Raw genomic sequence first — 19,616 nt, 5'->3', positions numbered from 1 at the left:
ACGGACTCAAGTCCACAGCACCAGTGCCGATAGACACAGTGTAAGTGTTTGAAAAGCGAACATCGGAACGCTCCCGAAAAGGCACAGCCGGTCGAAAGGCCAGCTCCGCAAAGTCACGGGTCTAAAGGAAGCCTCGCTTCCCACGACAGCCGGATTACCGAAGGTTCGAGCCCAAGCACCAGCGGCCCGACACCATCCAAACCTTTCAGGGATGAGTCGGGCCGATGTGCGCGGGAACTCGGACAAGGGGCGATTCGAATGGCAAGCAAGACCAACTGGGGCAAGAGCCGCTGGCTCCGCTTCGCCGCGACCACCATCACGGCAGCTTTGACCCTCACCCTCGTGGCAGGCATCCTGCCGAACGCCGTCGCCGCTGACGCGGCCACCCGGGCGTCGGACTTCAGGAGCAAGATCACCGCGAGCACCACGACCGCCACCAAGCTGGCTGTGGCAACCGAGCAGCCGCTCTCCACAAGCTTCACCGCTCGCGCTCGGACCGAGACGGTCATCCAGCCGGTCGTTACCACGCGGTCCACGACCCGCACGGTGAGCACCGGCTCGGCGACCGCCGCCGCCCCTGCCGCCTCCGGCGACGAACTGGCCCAAGCGCAGAGCATCCTTGCGGGATACATCGCACAGTACCCGATCCTCGCCGGCACCTCGGTGACCTTCGGTGACGCAAGCGGCTACCAGGCAGTGGCGTACTACAAGTCAGGCCGCATCGTGATCAGCCCGACGCACACCGCGAGCCTCTCAAGGATCATCGGCCACGAGATCTGGCACATCATCGACTACCGCGACAACGGCGTCATCGACTGGGGCGAGAACGTTCCCCCCAACTAGGCCCACTCAGAACAGTCGCCCGACGAGACCCCGGAAACTCCCTCCCCGGGGTCTCGTCATGTTCCGGAGGCCACCCACGCATGCGAAAGGCGCGCCTGCTCTCGCAGACGCGCCTCCCTGCAGCCTGGCGACCCCTATGTGCGGCCTGGTCGGATCAGAGCGCACACACGCTAGGCCGCGTTATCCGTCCGTAGCCTGAGCAGCAGTCCGAGCACTGCCGCAGCCACGGCGAATCCGAACAACATCCGATACTCTCCACCCGTGAACGGCAGGAACGGGTCGTCCGGGTCGCCCGGGTTGTAGACGACGCGCTCGTCGTCGCGGTTGTTCGTGTAGTTGAAGTCGCGGTCGTCGTCGATGACGACAACGTTGTCGATGTAGGTTGTCTTGTCGGGCATGTCTGCCGAGACGCGCGCGGTGTACGTGAGGGTCTGCTTGCCCATCTCGTAGGAGAGCGGACCGGCGAACTTCCAGCTGATCTTGCCGTCAGCAACGGTCCCTCCGTTGGAGTTCACGATGGTGAGGTAGCGCTGGTCGTAGTCGTCAACGATCGTGTAGTCGTAGGCGTCCTCTTCGGTCATGAGGTTCCAGTACGTGAGCGTGTAGGTCACGAGCTGGCCCTCATCGACGGTGTGGTCATCCGCGAGTTTGGTGATAGCGAGATCGAGTTCAGTGAAGGGCTGGAACTCCACGTTGCCGAACCAGACCGACATGGTTTCGTCATCGACCACGACGACGGACTGCCTGAGGCTGGTCGTGTTCTTCCAACCAGGCTTGAGCGTCTCGACGACGGTATAGTCGCCGGGGGTAAGGTCGCTGAAGACGAGCAGGCCGTTTGCGTCCGTCAGGCCTCTGTCGGCCACTGCGCCCGTGCTGTCGTAGAGCGTGAACTCCCAGCCCTCGAGCATGTCCTCGATGCCGTCGTGCACGCCGTCCCCGTCATCGTCGTAGTACTTGTAGACCTCGAGATCGCCACGGTCACGGCTGTTGCCGAACCAAACCTCCGTGCACTGGCCGTTGATGGCAAGCTCACGTGTCAGGGGCGTCGTGTTCTCCCAGCCGGCCTGCGGGGTCTCCGTCACCAGGTACGCGCCATTCGGCACGGGGAAGAAGACGAGCAAGCCGTCATCGTTCGTCAGGCCGGACCTGAGCTCGTTGCCGGCGCTGTCGTAGAGGGTGAACTCCCAGCCGGAGAGCATGGCCTCTTCATCATCGTGGCGGCCGTCCTCATCATCGTCGCTGTACTTGTAGACCTCGATGATGGTCCGCTGGGTGAGGCCGAACCACAGGCCCGGGTTCTGCTCACCGGTGGCCTCGAAGATCTTCACCCCGCCGCTCGTCATGCACTCCCAGCCGTTGAAGAGCTGGTCGTCGGTGAGCGTCTGAACGACCTTGTACCAGCCGTAGGGATGTGCCCCGAGATCGGCTTCGCCGTTGGTGTCACTGGTGGCCGAGGTGATGTAGGTCCAGGGACCGTCCGCGCTCGAGCCGCCATAGAGGTCGTACGCGAAGCCGGCGAGCCACTCCTCTTCGGTGCCGTTGTAGATACCGTTACCCCACGCGTCTGCGGCGCCGTCATCATGGAAGGTGGTGGTGGCGATCTGCGCAAGCGCGACGGCGGTCGGCGCGACATCCTCGATAGGCGCCGACTCTACCGCAGGTATCTCGACAGGCGCCGGGGTCTCCTCGGCAGGAGCCTCGACCGGTTCCTCGGTAACGACCGGTTCCTCGGTAACGACCGGCTCCTCGATAGCGACAGGTTCCTCAACGACGACCGGCTCCTCGACAACGACCGGCTCCGGCGTGGTGGTCGATTCGTCGGTAGACGCGGAGGACGCGATCCCCTGCGCCGTCACGCCGATCACGAAGACGAGCACCATGTAGACGGCAAAGACCCGCCTTCCCCGGTCCCCTCCCGAGATTCTCTTCCACAGCGTGTTCAGTCTACTCGGCATTGCTGTGCCCCCCTTGCTGATGTGCGGACCGTCTCCGACAGACGGCGCATCCCAAAAAAAGACAAAGCCGACCCTTGGGCGGGCCGGTCTCACCATTCGCTCCTCGTCGGACTCCGGTGACCGTGGATAGTTCCGACGTATCCGCGCTCCCTGTTCGTGCTATTCGCAACCACGCATGTCAACGCGGACCCCTGCGATCGGGTCCGCCCTCAGACTAGTACCACTCCGCAGCGATTGCACGCGAATTGTGACGTACGGCACAAAACGACCATCTAGACGGCAACGCCCCTCGACGAACGGCTGCGCAATGCTCCTCACACGGTCACCACACCACCCGGCTCGGGAAACTAAGAGGCGCGCCTGCTCTCGCAGACGCGCCTCCCTGCAGCCTAGAGACCCCTGTGTGCGGTCCCAGTCGGAATCAGAGCACACACACTCTACGCTGCGGTATCCGTCCGTGACCTAAGCAGCAGTCCGAGTGCCGCGATGGCCACAGCGAATCCGAACAACAGGGTGTAGTCCCCACCGGTGAACGGCAGGAACGGTTCGCCCGAACTCGCGACCACACTCACGACCACACGTTCCCTGGCCGTGTTGTTGGACGAATCCTCGTCACGCGGATGGCTGATGACGACTGTGTTATCGACGTTCGTGGTCCCTGTAGGCATGTTGGCCGAAACGCGCACGGTGTAAGTGAGCGTCTGCTTGCCGGCTTCCTGCGTCAGCGGACCGGAGAACGTCCAGGTGATCTTGCCGCCCGAGACGACGCCGCCGTTGGCATTGACCACGGACACGTAGCGCTCGTCGAAGTCATCGACGATCGTGTAGTTCTCCGCGGGGATGTTGCCGTTGTTCCAGTAGGTGAGCGTGTAGGTGATCAGGGCACCCTCGGTAGCGGTCTCCCTGTTCGCCATCTTGGTGATCGCAAGGTCGAGCCACGAGAACGGCAGGAACTCCTCGGCGTTGCCGAACCAAACCTCGGTGTCCTCGCCAACCACGACCTGAACGGTCTGGACGAGCGGGGTGATGTTGTCCCACCCTTCCTGCGGCGTTTCGGTCACGGTGTACTCGCCCGGCCACAGCCCGCCAAAGTACAGCTCGCCGTACTCATCGGTAAGACCGCTACCGATGACCGCGATGGCCGAAGGCATGACTTCGAGCTGGCCGTCGATCGCACGCGTGACTGTGAACTCCCAGTCCTCGAGCATCGGCTCGCCGAAGTCATGAACGCCGTTCCGGTTGAGATCGTTGTACTTGTAGATGATGAGGCCGCCCGTTTCGGGCTCTTCCTCCTGGGGCACGTTGCCGAACCAGACCTCGGCGGTCTGACCAGCAACGACCTCGACGGTCTGCACGAGCGGGGTGACGTTGTCCCAGCCGGGCTGAGGCGTCTCGGTCACGGTATAGGTGTCGGGAAGCAGACCGAGGAACTCGAGCTCGCCAGCACCATCGGTGAGACCGGAGCCGATAGGCATGATCGCCGAGGCGCCAATCGCCACATCGAGGATGGGAGGCGACTCGAGGGTCACGGTGAACTCCCAGCCGGCCAGCATGGCCTCGCCGGGGTCGTGCACGCCGTTCCTATTGTCGTCCTCGAACTTGTAAATGATCAGGTCGCCGGTCGTCGGCGGAAGCACGGTCTCGATGTTGCCGAACCACAGTTCCACGGTGCCGTCACCAAGAACGGTGATGGACTGCGTGAGCAGCGTGGTGTTCTCCCAGCCAGGCTTGAGCGTCTCGGTGACGTAGTAGTCGCCGGGGGTCAGACCCGTGAACGAAAGCTTGCCGAGCGCGTCTGTCGAGCCGCTCCCGACGAGAGCATCCTCGTCGTCGTACAGGCTGAACTCCCAGCCCGCGAGCATCTCTTCGCCGTCGTCGTAGCTCTCGTTCTCATTCGCATCCAGGTACTTGAAGACATCGAGGTCGCCGGTCTCCGGCGTCACGATCGTGCCGAAGCAGAAGACGATGTGGCTGATGTCCGCGTACTTCCCGGACGCATTCACCGGCGCGTGCAGCCCGGTGGCCGAAGTGACCGCGGGACTGTAGTTGTAGAACAGCGCGCCGTCGCTGCCCTTGACCTTGACCTGCGCGACCGGATAGTTGGACGTGAAGTCCATCAGCATCGCGCCGTCAGGACCGGGGTAGGTCGTGATGGTGATCGAGTAGTCCGACGGAGTGGTCGGGGTCTCCTCGGTGTTCGCCGTGTCCCACGTGTAGGTGCCGGTTCGCGGATTCTCGTCCAGCTTGACGCCGCCGGCGCAGATCCAGTTGCTGTCATCGGGTGTGGGTATGGGCGCGGTCAAAGCCACGACAGTAGCCGCAGCCGCGGCGACCGTTACAACCGGTACTTCGAGCGACTCGAGGGCGGCGACCTCAACAACAGGCTCCTCCGCCACGAACTCGGGTTTCTCGGCTACCGGCTCTTCAACGATAACCACGGGTGCTTCTATCACCGGCTCCACGGGCACCGCCTCTACAGGCGCCTCCCCATCACCGGCGTGGCCCTCGGCCGCAAACACCGAAAGCCCCGGGCCCACCATCGCTACCACGAGTGCGAGTGCCAGGTACGCGGCGAATAGCCGAGTGCCGGACGACCCTCCCCGTGTCTTGCTCCAGAGTGTGTTTGTCATTGTAGGCACCTCCCCGGCTGCCCTTTGGCAGCCAATCCAAACTCGCTGAAAAAACAAAGGCCGACCCTTAGGCGGGCCGGTCTCACCATTGGCTCCTCGTCGGACTCCGGTGACCGTGGATATGTCCGACGTATCCGCGTCTCCCTCTACGAGCCTATCTTCAGGTTGTCAATTACGAAATCCTTACCATGCGCTAACTACATCCCCGCCTGGAGCGAAATGTAATCTGCATCACACTCCACTCCGCCGAGCGGGCGATTCGGGCGGATAGGCGGTCGGTAGATGCCAGGAATCGACCGGGTGTGCCGAGAAGCGCACCCGCAACGGTGCGAAGGATGCGAGCGACCGCGCGTGATGCCGGGCGGGCTCTAGACCGTGCGGCCGACGAAGGCGCGGTCGAGCACCTCGTCCATCCGCTCGACCGGCACGATCTCCATCTCGGTGCGCACGTGCTCCGGCACGAGTTCGAGGTCGCGCTCGTTCTCCTTCGGGATGAGAACCATCTTGATTCCTGCCCTGTGCGCGGCGAGCAACTTCTCCTTGAGGCCGCCTATCGGCAGGACCCGACCCCGGAGCGTGATCTCACCAGTCATGGCGACCTCACGGCGCACCTTCGTGCCGGTAAGCACGGAGGCGAGCGCGGCTGCCATCGTGATGCCCGCCGAAGGCCCGTCCTTGGGAATCGCAGCTGCCGGAACGTGGATGTGCAGGTCGAGCTCCTCGGCGAACGCCGGATCGATGCCGAGATCGGCTGCGTTCGCGCGGATCCAGCTCACGGCGGCTTGCGCGGACTCGCGCATCACGTCGCCGAGTTGGCCCGTGAGCATGAGGGCGCCCTTCCCCTTCATCTTCGTGGCCTCGATGAAGATGACATCGCCGCCCACCTCGGTCCACACGAGACCCGTGGCCACGCCGACCTCGTTCTTCTTCTCGGCGAGTCCGAAGGTGAAGCGCGCGGGACCCAGGTAGCCGTGGATGCTCTTGCCGGTGACCGAGGTCTTACCCGTCTGCCCCTCAACCACCTTGCGCGCCACCTGCCGGCAGATCGTGGCGATCTGTCGCTCGAGGTTCCGGACACCGGCCTCACGGGTATGACGGCGGACTATCTCGCGCAGCGCGCTGTCGCTGATCGTGAGAAGCGACGGCCTGAGGCCGTGCTCTCTCAGCTGCTTTGGCACGAGATACTTCCGCGCGATGTGCAGCTTCTCGTCCTCGGTGTAGCCGGGGAAGTGGATGACCTCCATCCGGTCCTTGAGGGCCGCAGGAATCGGGTCGAGCACGTTCGCGGTGGTGATGAACATGACGTCCGAGAGGTCGAACGGCGCTTCAAGGTAGTGGTCCTGGAACGAGTTGTTCTGCTCGGGATCGAGCACCTCGAGCAGCGCCGAGGTCGGGTCGCCGCGGAAGTCCGCTCCCACCTTGTCGATCTCATCCATCATGAAGACGGGGTTGTTCGTGCCCGCCTGGCTGATCGACTGGATGATGCGGCCGGGCAGCGCGCCCACGTACGTGCGGCGGTGGCCGCGGATCTCCGCCTCGTCGCGCACACCGCCGAGCGATACGCGGATGAACTTGCGGTTGAGCGCACGGGCGATCGACTTGCCGATCGACGTCTTCCCCACGCCCGGCGGTCCTACGAAGCACAGGATGGGGCCACGCATGTGGTCGGTGAGTTTGTGGACCGCGAGGTACTCCAGGATGCGTTCCTTGACCTTCTCGAGCCCATAGTGATCCTCGTCGAGGATCTGCTGCGCCTCCAACAGGTCGAGCTTCTCGTCGTCGGCGGTGTCCCACGGCAGCCCAACGAGCCAGTCGAGGTAGGTGCGGATGACGGCGGTCTCTGCTGCCGCCTGCGGCATCTTCTCCAGGCGGCCGAGTTCCTTCAGGGCCTTCTCGGCGACCTCCTCGGGCATACCGGCGCCCGCGATCTTGTCCTTGTACTCGTCCATCTCGGCCTGCATCTCGTCGAACTGGCCGAGCTCCTGCTGGATCGCCTTGAGCTGCTCGCGCAGGAAGTACTCGCGCTGGCTCTTGGACATCGACTCCTTCACGCGATTCTGGATCTTGCTTCCGAGCTCGAGGATCTCCAGCTCTTTGCGGAGGAACTCGGAGGTCTTCCGCAGGCGCTCCTTGGGGTCGAGCGCCTCGAGGATCTGCTGCTTCTCCTCCACTTTGAGCGAGAGATGGAAGGTGACGAAGTCGGCCAGCCGACCCGGCTCCTCGATCGCCGTGGCGGCCATCAGGACCTCCTGCGGGATCGGCTTGCCAAGCTGCGAGGCGTTCTCGAAGTCAGCGACCAGGTTGCGCATGAGCGCCTGCGCCTCGAGGTCCGCACGCTCGGGCTCCTCGATCACCTCCACGCGCACCTGCAGATACGGGTCGGTCGCCAGGTACTCGACAATGCGAATGCGCTGAATGCCCTCGACGAGTGCCTTCGCGGTGCCGTCGGGAAGCTTCAGCTCCTGCAACACGGTGACGACGCAGCCCACCTCGTAGATGTCGTCCGGCCCCGGATCCTGGGTCTCGGCCGCACGCTGAGTGACGAGCGCCACGAGGTGGTCGGTGCGCATCGACTGCTCGAGGCCGCTGATCGAGCGCTCCCGGCCCACGAACAGCGGCACGACGAGATTCGGGAAGATGATGAGGTCACGCAGCGGGATGAGTGGCAGGACCTCGGGTATCTGGGTGCGTTCGTCCTTGCTCGACATGTTGCCGCCGCCCTCCCGGCTTAAGAATCGGCGCGAGTCGTGTGATAATCTCCCTGGTACTTCGCCATGGTACACGAAGCCTCCTGCCGCCCACGTCCTCGCCGGGACGGCGGATCGGACGTTCGCATGCTGCACAACCGCCTCCGCTCGGCCACTCGCATACTCCTCGCGGCCGCGCTGCTCCTCGGCCTTTCTCCCGCTGACGTGCTCGCCGTCCCCGAGGAGTCGTTGGTCACCGCTGCTGCCGAGCAGACCGTCGACGTCGAGGTCACGCAACCGACGCCCTCGATCGCTCCCGACGAACGACTGCGGCTTTCGGTGGCGGTAACAACCGCGGCTCCCGCCGAGTACCTGGAAGTTCGCGTGCGGTTGCGGAGCCCCTCCGGCAAGCTCGTCTACCAGAAGACCGAGGTGCGCTCGGACCTCCCGGCCGGACTGCATGCGATCGCGTACGACTACGGTGTCTCGTCTTTGGACCTGGCACAGGGCCGGTACCCGATAGAGGTGCGAGTGCTCGCCACCGGCGCGGACGCGACCCTCATCTCGAGCCGCCTGCTCGTGGTGGATCCTGACGCCGACGCCCTCGCCGTGGCTGTCGTCGTGGCACCCGTGGACATTCCGTCCATCACCATGTCGGGCGCGCTGTCGTCCGATCCCTCCGCCGACACGAGCCTCCGCGACGACATCTCCTTCCTGACGCAGCTCGCGCTCGCCCGGGACGAACCGCTCGCGCTTGCCCTGGCCCCGGTGCTCACCGAGCAGCTGGCGCGCGTCGCGGGGGGGTACGAGACGACCTCCGGCGTGGAGGTCGCCGCGACCGACGATCAGCCGACACGTTACGCACGAATGCTCGAGACGCTTCGCAGCGCCGTGGCGACCGGTACAGTCGAGCTTCTCGACGTCCCGTACGGCCTCCCCGACAACGCCGGACTTGCAGCGATCGGCGGAGCCTCGGACATCACCCACCACTGGATGTACACGGATACCGTGAATGCGCTCGTCTTCCCTTCCGCACCGCCGGCGACGGCCGCCTATCTCGGACGCACACTCACTCCGGAGGGCATCACGAGTACTGAGGCCCGTGGCACGGAGTACGTGCTCGCGCACGGCGGTTCCCTGCGGTCCGACGACGCGACCGCCGCGCCCGGCTGCTACACACTCGGCGACTCTGACGTCACGCTCATCGTCGTGGACGAAGCGGCTGCCGCGGGCATCCATAACGGCCCGGACGCGTTTTACGACGCGCTGTTCGACCGGCTCGACAGCGGCCCCGTGGTGGTGCTCCTGGAGACCGGTCCGGGCGCGCCCAACACCACGCTGGACGCACAGCACGCGCTCGACTGGATCGGCAAAGCGTCCTGGCTCGAGGCAACGGACGTGGAGACGCTCGCGCGCGCATGCGAACCCAGGAAGGCCACTCTCGTGCGACCGGGCGCAAGCGATGCGCCCGCAGATTACTGGGCCGAGGTCGTGGAGAGCCGCTCGGCCACACTCGCCTATGCCGGCGCCGTCGGGCCGCAGGATCAGGAAGCTGGCGCCGCAGTCCGTTCGCTGCTCACCGCGGAGAGCTGGCTCCTCACCCGGAGCGAAGCGGGCGACCGCGGGATCCGCGAGGGCAGCGACCGAGCGGCCGAGGCGGGCGACTACGCGTTGGGCCAGTTTGCGCTCATCAGGCTGGATGCCAAGGACGTGACGCTCTCCGGCAGCAAGGGAGACGTGCCGCTCACGCTGATCAACGACACCGGCAAGGAACTCGCTCTCACCCTGCACGCACAATCGGAAACGATGCTCTCCACGGTCGGGAGTGAGGAGATCGTCGCCCAGCCCACGCAGAACTTCCTGACGCTGCCGGTCGACCTCGGCAACGCCCTTTCAGACGAGCTGAAGGTCACCGTCAGGGCGGGCGGCTTCACGGTCGCCGAAGCGTCTGTAGGCGTGAAGGCGTCCTACATCGATCGGCTTGCCACCGTAGGCATGGTGGTGATGGTGCTCGGCGTTCTGCTCGTGATCATCCGCCGCCGGGTCAGGGCTGCTGATGCTGGTACTATCGTGCAAGACACCGGGCGCTCCGTGCGGGCCCCGCGGAAGAAGTGAAGAAGGCCATATGCGGACCGTAGTCCTTGACACCAACGTCCTGCTCTCAGACCCGGGGGCCCTCCTCGCCTACCCCGACGCGAACGTCGTGATACCGGAGACGGTCCTGGGCGAGATCGACAAGCTCAAGATCTCGCGTGTGGATCCCGACCTGCGTTTCCGGGGCCGCGAGGTCAGCAGGATGCTCTTCGAGTTCTCCGAGAACGGCAGTCTGATCGAGGGCTTCGCGCTCCCCGACGGCGGGACAATCCGCGTCGCGCCGCTCGCCGGCGACGTGAGCCTGCCAGAAGGACTCGGGACCCGCAACGCCGACGATCGGATCCTCGCCACGGCATATCAGCAGTGTGTCGACGGCTGCGAGAACCTTACGCTCGTGACCAACGACCTCAACATGCTGCTCAAGGCTCAGACCTACGGCATCAAAGTCGAGCGCCGCACAGAGGTGGACGCTGGTCTCGGCAGACGGACGATCCGCTGGTTCCAGCGCTACAAGACGCCGATCACCATTCTGGCCATCTCGGTCGCGGTGTTCGCGGGCGTGCTCGCCCTGTCCTTCTACACCTCACGGCTCACCGGCGCGAACAACGGTGGCTCCACCGGCGTGCCAACCGAGTTCCGCGATCTGCTCTCGGCAGACGAGCGCAATCTGCTCGACGGTCTGACCGCCCTTCAGGCGAGCCCGAACGACCCCGCTGCGATCAAGCAGGTGGGCAACGCGTACTACCAGATCCACAGCCAGACCGGCGGTGCAGCGTACGCGCAGAAGGGCATCGACTACTACACGCGATACCTCGAATCCGAGCCGGACGACACCGATGTCCGCACCGACATGGCGGTCCTGTACTTCTACATCGGCGAGACCGATCGGGCGATCCAGGAGGCCTCCCAGGTCATCGAGGCCGATCCCGGTCACCCGCAGGCGAACTTCAACCTGGGCGTGTTCTACTGGCGCGGCCGCTCGGACTACGAGGCGGCCTCACGTCAGTTCATAACGGTGATCGACCTGCTCGCCGACTCGAGCGAACCGCATGACGAACTCATCGACGCCGACGCCCGGGGATACCTGCAAACGATCAAGCAGGAGGCCGAGGAGGCGGGCGTGTCCGTCGACATCGACCCCTCGTACCTCCCGATCGAGGGGAGCATCTAGTGGAGAGCGTCGATATCGCTATCGTCGGCGGTGGACCTGCCGGTCTGACCGCGGCACTCTACGCGGCCCGTGCGCGCGCGAAGACTGTCGTCTTCGAGACCGCGCTGCCCGGGGGCCAGATCGTCACGACCGACCACGTGGAGAACTACCCCGCGTTTCCCGAAGGAATCTCGGGCGCCGAGCTCGGGGACCTCATGCATCGCCAGGCCGAGCGCTTCGGCGCCGAGTTCCGCACGTTCGCCTCGGTGGAGAGCATCGAGCCGAGCGACCTGGACTTCGTGCTGACCGACTCGGAAGGGCAGCAGACGCTCGCCAAGACCGTCATCCTCGCGACAGGCGCGGTGCCACGGAAGCTCGGCATCCCGGGAGAGGCCGAGTTCACGGGGCGCGGCGTCTCCTGGTGTGCCACCTGCGACGGCGCGCTGTTCCGCGAGAAGACGGTCGCGATCATCGGCGGTGGCGATGCGGCAGTGGAAGAAGCGCTCTTCCTCACCAAGTTCGCGGCGAAGGTCTACGTCATCCATCGCCGGGACGAGCTCCGCGCCACCAAGTGCATCCAGGAGCGCTGCTTCGAAAACGAGAAGATCGAGATGAAGTGGAGCCGCGTGCCGGTCGAGGTCAAGGGCGCCGACGGCAAGGTGGCCGGTCTCCAGCTACAGGCCACCAACGGCGAGCCGGACGAGTTCCTCCCCCTCGACGGCATCTTCATCTTCGTGGGCGTCGAGCCGAAGAGCGATCTCGTGCGTGACCTTTGCGACCTGGACGGGAAGGGATACGTGAAGATAGACCACAACGGACTCACGTCGTACCCTGGGCTGTACGCGGCGGGCGACGTGACCGTGTCCGACCTGAAGCAGGTCATCACGGCCGCATCAGGTGGGGCCTCGGCAGCGTTCGAGGCACTCAGGTATATCGACGACCGTCTGTGTCAGATCGACTGAGGGACATACAGGACGCCCGAAGGGAGCACTCGATGAGCGAGACGCTAAAGCATGTGACCGACGCGAGCTTCGAGGCCGATGTCGTCGGCAGCGACAAGCCTGTCGTGCTCGACTTCTGGGCCCCGTGGTGCGGCCCGTGCCGCATGATGGAACCCGTGCTCGAGGAGATCGCCGCCGAGCACCAGGGCATCACGGTCGCGAAACTCAACGTCGACGAAAACCCCGTGACCGCGACGAAGTTCGACGTGCTCTCCATCCCGACGCTCCTCGTGTTCAAGGACGGCGCCGTCGTGAAGAAGCTCGTTGGCGCCATGCCGAAGAAGCGCCTGGCCGACGAGCTAGCGGCCTGGCTGTAACGGCCGACACGGAGCCACGCGCGTGACCTCGCGCATCATGGTCGTGGACGGAATGGGCGGCCGCATCGGTCAGGAGATCGTGCAGCGCCTCCGTGCGTCCTTCGGCGAATCGGTCGAGATCCTCGCTGTGGGGACGAACTCCACCGCCACCTCGGCGATGCTCAAGGCCGGCGCCAACCGCGGCGCCACCGGCGAGAACGCTGTGCGGGTCACGGTACGCGAGGCCGACATCTTGATCGGGCCGCTCTCGGCGCTGATTCCCAACTCGATGATGGGCGAGGTCACGCCCGGCATGGCCGAGGCGCTCTCGCTCAGCGGCGCGCGGAAGGTTATGCTTCCACTGACGAATCCCAGGCTCGACCTGGTCGGGACCACGAAGGACCCGCTTCCCCATCTGCTCGAGGAGGTCATCGCGACGGTGGCTTCCGCACTCGGCAAGGAGGTGTAGGCGATGTGTGAGGCCCGCGTGGTCATCCAGGGGCCCGACGGCTCCGAGATCGAGACGATCGACGACGTGACGACGATCGTGCCCGAAGACGGACTCCTCAAGCTCTACGACCTCTACGGCGGTCATCGCGCCGTGGAGGCGACGCTCAAGGAGGTGCGGCTGCTCGACCACACCGTGGTCCTGAGCGCCCGCTAGCACGCCCGATCGCGGCAGTCAGTCCGAACGACTAAGGAGCCACTATGTGTGAAGGCGGCATCAACACCGGCCAGATGAAGCTGGCCGTGGCAATGATCAACGACTCGCTCGCGCTCTCGCAGCAGCACCTCGAGCAGCTGCACCACCTGGCCGACCAGGGGCGCCGCTCGGCGACGAGCGCGGAGCTCGCGCAGGTCACCGTCATGCTCGGCGAGGCGCGCGAGAAGCTCGACTCAGCCGTGAATGGCCTTTCGGTCGCCGCCGATGACGACGTGACGATCGAGCGACTCTAGCACTACCACCGACCGGCCCGGCGCAGGGCCGAAAGCGCGTCCCAAGAAGGGTTCGCACGAGACGACCGTAGTCTGATGAGGGAGGCCTCTCGTGCACATTCCTGACGGTATGCTCCAGGCACCCACCTGGGTGCCTGCATGGCTTGGCTCGGCGGGCGTGCTCGCGTACGCGATACGCGAAGTCCGCAAGCGGATGTCCGACGGAACCATCGTGATGATGGCGGTCCTGGCCGCGCTCATCTTCGCCCTGCAGATGCTCAACTTCCCGGTGGCAGGCGGCACGTCGGGGCACTTCGCCGGCGGCGCGGCCGCTGCGATCGTTCTTGGCCTGTGGCCCGCCATGCTCGTGATGGCCGCGGTGGTCACCGTGCAGGCGGTCTTCTTCGCCGATGGCGGGATCACCGCACTCGGCGCGAACATGTTCACCATGGCGATCGTCGGCCCGCTTGTGGGCTACGGCGTATACCAGGCCGTGACGCGTCTACGCGATGCGCGCACCGTGAAGCTCGTCGCGGCCTTCGCCGCCGCGTGGTCGGCATGTGTCGTGGCCGCGCTCGCAGCAGGCGGGCTGCTGTGGCTCTCCGGCAGAGCGCCGCTTGGCCCGGTGCTCGGCGCGATGGGCTTCTGGCATGCGCTCATCGGCCTCGGCGAAGGCACGATCACCGCGGGACTGGTGGGCTACCTGCTGGCGGTCCGCCCCGACCTCCTCGAACGCGGCCAACGCCCGCCCGCAGACGCCCGGTCGGTCCGCAAGACCGCGCTCGGACTGGGCATCATCGCGCTCGTGGCGGTCGGAGTCTCGTTCATCGCCTCATCCAATCCGGACGGACTCGAGTTCGTGTACGAGCGGCTCGGAAGTACGTTCGACGGGACACCGATCATCGGCGGCGCTATGCCGGACTACGTGATGCCGGGAATCACGAACGAGACGCTTGCGGGCGTTCTGGCGGGCGTGGTCGGCATCATCATCACAGGCGTGCTCCTCTACGCCCTGCTCAGCGCGGCACGCAGTCGCCGCTCGGGGCAGACCGGGTAGACAGGGTAGACAGGAGCCGACGGTGCCGGATCGTTCGCAGCATGAAGACGGGTTCCACCAGCACGCGCACGAGCACGCCGGTGCGCCGGCGCATCGGCACCCGCACCATCACCATGCGGAACCGGCACCGTCGGCCCACCGGCACGCGCACACGACCGCGTTCGAATCGCTCACGTACATCATCTCGCCGCTGCACTCCCTCGATGCCCGCGCGAAGATCGTCGCCGCACTCGCGCTCGTCCTCGGCGTGGTGACTACCGCTCCACTGCGACCGGCCGAGTTCGGTCTGTTCTGCGCGCTGCTCGCAGCGGTTGCGGCGCTCGGACGCCTGCCGCTGGGTCGTGTGGTCGCCAGGAGTCTCGCCGTGCTGCCGGTGGCCGGGACGATCGCGCTGCTCGCGCCGCTGCAGGCAAGCGGCGGCTCGTGGAACGCCGCTGGCCTCGCCGCAGCGTGGTCCGGCGGCGGCTGGCTGATCGCCTGGGGAATCATGAGCAAGGCCTGGCTCTCGGCGGTCTGCATGCTCCTGCTCGCGGCGACCACGCGCACCGCCGACCTTCTCGACGGTCTGCGCCGGCTTCGCGTTCCCGGCGTCTTCGTAATGCTGCTCGCCTTCATCGCACGGTACGTTGGCGTGCTCGGCGACCAGCTGCACTCGCTGCGCATCGCGCTCGCCAGCCGGGCGCCGCACCTGCGCGGACGCGCGCTACTGGCGGCGCTCGGCAGCATCGCCGGGAACCTCTTCGTACGCTCGTACGAACGCGGCGAACGCGTGTATGCGGCGATGCTCGCGCGCGGCTACACCGGAACGCTCCCTGTCACGGCGACGACGAGCATAGGTGCCGCCGAACTGCTCCTGGTCGTGACCGCCTTGCTCACCGCCACCGCACTGGCGCTCTACTGAGAGGCACGCATGAACGAAAGTCGTGAGATACCGCTCATCGAACTCGCGGACGTGAGCTACCGGTACCCCGACGGCACCGAGGCGCTCACCGACGTGAGCCTCGTCGTGCGCGAGGGGCGCTCGCTCGCCCTCCTCGGCCCGAACGGTGCCGGGAAGTCGACGCTGCTGCTGCACCTGAACGGCATCCTGCGCGCAGCTGCCGGGACCGTCTGTGTGGGCGGTCGCGAGGTGAGCGACTCCTCCGTACGCGACATCCGGCGCGACGTGGGCCTCGTCTTTCAGGACCCGGACGACCAGCTGTTCATGACGACGCTCTACGAAGACGTGGCGTTCGGCCCGCTCAACATGGGCGTCGCCGCGGGGGAGACGGACACCCGCGTCCACCGGGCGCTTCACGAAGTGGGCCTCGCCGATGCGGCCAGCCGGCCGGGGCACCATCTGAGCTTCGGCCAGCGCAAGCGCGCCGCGCTCGCGACCGTGCTCGTGATGGACCCCCGCGTGCTCGTTCTTGACGAGCCCACGGCGAATCTCGACCCCCGGTCGCGGAGACAGATGATCGAGCTGCTTCGCGAGGTGGGCACGACAGCACTCGTCGCCACGCACGACATGGACGTCGCGTGGGAGCTCTGTGCCGATGCGGCGGTGCTCGACGGCGGTGCGATCGTGGCGTGCGGCACGCGCGACGAGATACTCACCGACGAGGCCCTGCTGCACGCGCACGGTCTGGAGCTGCCCTGGGCGGTCAGGAACACGCGGCCGTGACCACGCCTCCTGCTACAATCGGCGCATGAGCAAGAAGCATCGCGCCACGCAGGTCTATCAGCCGCCACACCGCACGGTCTTTGCGCCGCAGACCGATGAGGCGCCCGTGTACTACGAGTGCCCCGTCTGCGGCTTCCTCACCGCCGACCCGTCGTTCCTCGATCACGAGCATCCGTGCCCGAAGTGCGCTGCGTCCGGCATGGAGCGACGCGTCTATCCCACAGAGCGGATCCGCCGCCTCGACGCGCGTATCCGCGTCTACCACCGACAGGGCGACCACGAGATCGTCATCATCTTGGTGATGGCGCTCCTCGAGGCGGTCCTCGAAGACATCCTCGACCGCATCATGGAGGCACACGGCGCTGATCTGCCGCTGCGCCGCATGGTGATGGACACGCAGCGCGCAATCGGCACGCGCATCGGCAAGCTCTTCCCCGCGCTCGCCGGCGAGGAGTTCGAGGAGGCCGCTGCCGAGCTCGGCTACCGCGACTTCCCCTACCGCTGGCGGCAGATGCGCGAGGCCCGAAACGCGTTCATCCACGACTCACCGTTCAACGGCGCCAAGGAGTCGCTCCAACCCTCTATGGGCAACGATGCGATGCAGCTCTTGGACCAGAACTACCAGCTGTTCGTGCTGATGAACAACAAGTTCGTCGCCGACGGTTACCACGGGAAGTAGTCGCGTGCGCGCCGTATCGCTGCACGTCACGGGCGTCGTGCAGGGCGTGGGGTTCCGCCCGTTCGTCTACAACCTGGCGCTGCGCCTGCGCGTGACCGGCTGGGTCAAGAACACCACCGACGGCGTCTTCGCGCTCGCCGAGGGAGACAGCGCTGCAGTCGACGCGTTCGTGCGTGCCATCCGCGACAAGGCGCCGCCGATGGCGGTCGTCACAGCGGTCGTCGTCGAAGAGGTGGATGCCGAGGGACACGACGCGTTCGTGATCGTGGAGTCCGAAACGATCGCAGGTGCGATGACGCTCGTCTCGCCCGACATCGCCACGTGTGACGCCTGTGCCGCCGAGCTGCGCGACCCCGGCGACCGGCGCTACGGGTACCCATTCACGAACTGCACCAACTGCGGACCGCGGTTCACGATCATCGAAGACGTGCCGTACGACCGCCCCCTCACGACGATGCGCGACTTCCCGCTGTGCGACGAGTGCGCCGCCGAGTACGGCGATCCCACCAACCGGCGGTTCCACGCGCAGCCGAACGCGTGCTTCCGGTGCGGGCCGAGGCTGTACCTCAATCGCTCCCACGGCAGTCCGTCGGGGGAGGGTCCGGCGCTCGGACAGTCCTCGCCGGGGGCCCTCGCCGCCGACGCGCGCTCGCCGCGCGCTCCGGCGGCTCCCCCGGCTGCGGAACTCGCGGCGGACCCTCCCCCGACCGGCCTGCCGACCGATGCCGAATGGGATTCTCGGAAAGATCAAGTGCCGAGACCGCATCGGGACGTCGCTGCTGAACGCCACCGGGCGGCGGCGATCGTCGCAGAGGCGGTACGGCTGCTCGGCTCAGGCGCGATCGTCGCGGTGAAGGGGCTCGGCGGGTTCCAGCTGGCGTGCGATGCAAGCGATGAGGTGGCGGTAGTGCGGTTGCGCGAGCGGAAGCACCGCTGGGGCAAGCCGCTTGCGGTGATGGTGCCGTCCCTCGAGGCGGTGCGCGGGTACTGCGAGGTCTCGACCGAGGAGGCGGACCTCCTGACGAGCCCGGCCGCCCCCATCGTCTTGCTGCGACTCCGTGAAGACGCGAGCGTGGCGGGAGTGGGGGTCGGCGGCGCAGTTCCGCAGGAGGGGGAGGCGCCGAGGACGCCCGAGGCGTCCGCAGGCGCCGAGGGCCCCCGCCGAGGACTGTCTGAGCACGCGACCCCCACTCCCGCCACAGCGCTCGCGCCCTCCCTCGCACCCGGCCTGCGCGAGCTCGGCGTGATGCTGCCGTACACGCCGCTCCACCGCCTGCTGCTCGACGCCTTCGGCGGACCGCTCGTCATGACCTCGGGCAACCGCAGCGACGAGCCGATCGCCACCGGGAATACCGAGGCGCTGGCCCGGCTCGCCGACATCGCCGACGCGTTTCTGATGCACGACCGCGACATCTACTCTCGCTACGACGACTCGGTGCTCCGGCACACGCCTGGTGTGGGGACCGAGTACTTCAGGCGGGCGCGAGGTTTCGCGCCATTCCCGCTTGCGGCGCCGCATCCGACGGACGTGGACATCCTGGCCTGCGGACCCGAGCAGAAGAACACCTTCTGCCTGCTTACCGGCGAGCACGCGTTCGTCTCCCAGCACATCGGCGACATGGAGAACGCCGAGACGCTCGAGAGCTTCGAGCGCACGATCGCGCTCTACGAGCGGCTCTTCCGCGTGACGCCGGAGATCGTCGCCTACGACCTCCACCCCGAGTACCTCTCCAGCAAGTACGCCCTCTCGCTCGGCCTGCCCACCATCGGCGTGCAGCATCACCACGCGCACATCGCGAGCGTGCTCGCCGAGCACGGCGTGGAGGGACGGGCTCTCGGCGTGGCGCTCGACGGCACCGGCTACGGCCCGGACGGCACCATCTGGGGCGGCGAGTGGCTCGTGGCCGACCTCGCGGGCTTCGAGCGTGTGGGGCACCTGCGCACGCTGCCGATGCCCGGCGGCGCAGCGGCCGTCCGCCGTCCCGCACGCATGGCCGTAGGCGCGCTCGCCGAGTGCGGGCTTCTCGACCACCCCGGTGCCGGGCCGCTTCGCTCCCGGCTGGCCGAGGGCGAGGAGCGCACCCTGCTCGCGATGATCGCGCAGCAGCTCAACACCCCGCGCACCAGCTCGATGGGCCGCCTCTTCGACGCTGTGGCGGCACTCGCGGGCGTCCGCGACGACGCCCTCTACGAGGGTCAGGCCGCCATCGAACTCGAGGCGCTCGCCGATCATTCGGCCGAAGGTGCGTACGCGTTCGGCACGCTCGAGGACGCTGGCGGTGCGCTCGTGGTCGACAGCTCCCCGATGCTCACCGCAGTGCTCGACGACGTTGCCGCGGGCGCGGGCCCCGGCGCTATCTCGATGCGCTTCCACCGTGCGGTGGTCGCGGCGGTGGTCGGAACGTGCGCGCAGCTCGCTCCAGCGCTCGGCCTCACGCACGTGGCGCTCGCGGGTGGGGTGTTCATGAACCGCCTCGTGGTGAACGGCGCCGTCGCGGAGCTCACCGCAGTCGGCCTCACCCCCCTGACCCACCTGCGGCTCCCGGCGAACGACGGCGGCATCGCCTTCGGCCAGGCTGTCGTGGCATGGGCGCGCCGGCACGAGGCGTGAGGGTTTCAGGCGCC

Annotated in this window: 16 protein-coding genes and 1 riboswitch; of the genes, 13 read left to right on the top strand and 3 right to left on the bottom strand. The window is 66.5% G+C overall.

Features of this window, described 5'->3' with window-relative positions:
• Positions 1-70: 70 nt before the first annotated feature.
• Positions 71-162: riboswitch (cyclic di-GMP riboswitch) on the top strand.
• A gap of 96 nt (positions 163-258) precedes the next feature.
• The gene (locus tag Q7W51_03380; GenBank protein MDO8847417.1) at positions 259-843 is read left to right on the top strand and encodes a hypothetical protein; all 585 of its coding nucleotides are present in this window, start codon (positions 259-261) and stop codon (positions 841-843) included.
• A gap of 170 nt (positions 844-1,013) precedes the next feature.
• Here the strand turns inward: Q7W51_03380 and Q7W51_03375 are convergent, their stop codons facing one another.
• From Q7W51_03375 to lon, 3 genes are all read right to left on the bottom strand, one after another.
• Positions 1,014-2,798, bottom strand: coding sequence for a SpaA isopeptide-forming pilin-related protein (locus Q7W51_03375; GenBank protein MDO8847416.1), 1,785 nt, complete (start codon positions 2,796-2,798; stop codon positions 1,014-1,016).
• 437 nt (positions 2,799-3,235) lie between these two features.
• Positions 3,236-5,428, bottom strand: coding sequence for a SpaA isopeptide-forming pilin-related protein (locus Q7W51_03370; GenBank protein MDO8847415.1), 2,193 nt, complete (start codon positions 5,426-5,428; stop codon positions 3,236-3,238).
• Between the two features lie 368 nt (positions 5,429-5,796).
• Positions 5,797-8,136: an endopeptidase La gene (lon, locus tag Q7W51_03365; protein ID MDO8847414.1), complete on the bottom strand. Its 2,340-nt coding sequence runs from the start codon at positions 8,134-8,136 to the stop codon at positions 5,797-5,799.
• Positions 8,137-8,262: 126 nt separating this feature from the next.
• Here lon and Q7W51_03360 point away from each other — a divergent pair, with 126 nt between their 5' ends.
• The 12 genes from Q7W51_03360 to Q7W51_03305 all read left to right on the top strand — a co-directional run bounded on the left by Q7W51_03360 (position 8,263) and on the right by Q7W51_03305 (position 19,602).
• Positions 8,263-10,230 (top strand): hypothetical protein, encoded by a 1,968-nt coding sequence (locus Q7W51_03360; GenBank protein ID MDO8847413.1) that lies wholly within the window; start codon positions 8,263-8,265, stop codon positions 10,228-10,230.
• 10 nt (positions 10,231-10,240) lie between these two features.
• A complete protein-coding gene (locus tag Q7W51_03355) occupies positions 10,241-11,380 on the top strand; it encodes a PIN domain-containing protein (protein ID MDO8847412.1) in 1,140 nt (379 codons plus the stop codon).
• A complete protein-coding gene (gene trxB, locus Q7W51_03350; protein MDO8847411.1) occupies positions 11,380-12,321 on the top strand; it encodes a thioredoxin-disulfide reductase in 942 nt (313 codons plus the stop codon). The genes Q7W51_03355 and trxB overlap by 1 nt, the downstream gene beginning before the upstream one ends.
• Positions 12,322-12,353: 32 nt before the next feature.
• Positions 12,354-12,677 carry a thioredoxin gene (gene trxA / locus Q7W51_03345; GenBank protein ID MDO8847410.1) on the top strand — a complete coding sequence of 108 codons (324 nt, stop codon included), beginning with the start codon at positions 12,354-12,356 and terminating at the stop codon, positions 12,675-12,677.
• Positions 12,678-12,714: 37 nt separating this feature from the next.
• Entirely contained in the window at positions 12,715-13,125 is a 411-nt protein-coding gene (locus Q7W51_03340; protein ID MDO8847409.1) for a DUF3842 family protein, read from the top strand.
• A 3-nt stretch (positions 13,126-13,128) separates the two neighbouring features.
• Complete coding sequence (locus Q7W51_03335) at positions 13,129-13,320, top strand: CooT family nickel-binding protein (protein MDO8847408.1); 192 nt, start codon at positions 13,129-13,131, stop codon at positions 13,318-13,320.
• Positions 13,321-13,364: 44 nt separating this feature from the next.
• Entirely contained in the window at positions 13,365-13,613 is a 249-nt protein-coding gene (locus Q7W51_03330; GenBank protein MDO8847407.1) for a hypothetical protein, read from the top strand.
• A 91-nt stretch (positions 13,614-13,704) separates the two neighbouring features.
• Positions 13,705-14,649: an energy-coupling factor ABC transporter permease gene (locus tag Q7W51_03325; protein ID MDO8847406.1), complete on the top strand. Its 945-nt coding sequence runs from the start codon at positions 13,705-13,707 to the stop codon at positions 14,647-14,649.
• A 22-nt stretch (positions 14,650-14,671) separates the two neighbouring features.
• Positions 14,672-15,550 carry a cobalt ECF transporter T component CbiQ gene (gene cbiQ, locus Q7W51_03320; protein ID MDO8847405.1) on the top strand — a complete coding sequence of 293 codons (879 nt, stop codon included), beginning with the start codon at positions 14,672-14,674 and terminating at the stop codon, positions 15,548-15,550.
• Positions 15,551-15,559: 9 nt separating this feature from the next.
• Positions 15,560-16,312 carry an ATP-binding cassette domain-containing protein gene (locus tag Q7W51_03315; protein MDO8847404.1) on the top strand — a complete coding sequence of 251 codons (753 nt, stop codon included), beginning with the start codon at positions 15,560-15,562 and terminating at the stop codon, positions 16,310-16,312.
• 25 nt (positions 16,313-16,337) lie between these two features.
• Positions 16,338-16,991: a hypothetical protein gene (locus tag Q7W51_03310; GenBank protein ID MDO8847403.1), complete on the top strand. Its 654-nt coding sequence runs from the start codon at positions 16,338-16,340 to the stop codon at positions 16,989-16,991.
• A 4-nt stretch (positions 16,992-16,995) separates the two neighbouring features.
• Entirely contained in the window at positions 16,996-19,602 is a 2,607-nt protein-coding gene (locus Q7W51_03305; protein ID MDO8847402.1) for a carbamoyltransferase HypF, read from the top strand.
• Positions 19,603-19,616 lie beyond the last annotated feature (14 nt).

Source organism: Coriobacteriia bacterium, from assembly GCA_030652115.1.
In the GTDB taxonomy this organism is placed as follows: domain Bacteria; phylum Actinomycetota; class Coriobacteriia; order Anaerosomatales; family Anaerosomataceae; genus UBA6100.
The sequence above is the reverse complement of the archived record's forward strand: the minus strand, read 5'-3'. Positions and strand labels throughout refer to the sequence as shown.